This is a genomic window from Rhodococcus sp. T2V, from assembly GCF_029269925.1.
In the GTDB taxonomy this organism is placed as follows: Bacteria; Actinomycetota; Actinomycetes; order Mycobacteriales; family Mycobacteriaceae; genus Rhodococcus_F; species Rhodococcus_F koreensis.
In genome coordinates this window covers 1-491 of the sequence record NZ_JARJBD010000392.1, presented here as the reverse complement: position 1 = coordinate 491, position 491 = coordinate 1, and the positions used below count along the sequence as shown (strand labels likewise).

At 65.0% G+C, this 491-nt stretch carries 1 pseudogene; it reads right to left on the bottom strand.

The features are described from left to right. Positions 1 to 491, bottom strand: a pseudogene (locus tag P3H15_RS54525) (RNA degradosome polyphosphate kinase); the annotation flags it as partial.

The following is a 491-nucleotide window of genomic DNA, read 5'->3' as shown; positions in this document are numbered from 1 at the left end:
TTCGAGTTTGCGGGCCCATTTGATGTTCGCTTGCTCGTCGAATCGCGCCTTGATCTCGACCAGTGCGACAACCTGTTTGCCGGCCTCGGCGGCGGTGATCAGTGCGTCGACGATGGGGGAGTCGCCGGAAGTGCGGTAGAGGGTCTGTTTGATCGCGAGGACTTGGGGGTCGGCGGCGGCCTGTTCGATGAAGCGTTGCACGCTGGTGGAGAACGAGTCGTACGGGTGGTGGACGAGGACGTCGCCGTCGCGGAGGGTGGAGAAGACGCTCTTGGGTGTTTCCCGCTCGCCGAACGCGGGATGTGTTGCGGGCACGAACGGTGCGTCCTTGAGGGCGGGCCGGTCGACGGCGTACACCTGCCACAGGCATGACAGATCGAGCAGTCCGGGCACCTGGATGACGTCGCCGGGGTCGACGTCGAGTTCGCGTAGCAGGAGGTCGAGCATGTGTTCGGTCATGTCGTCGGCGACCTCGAGGCGGACCGGGGATC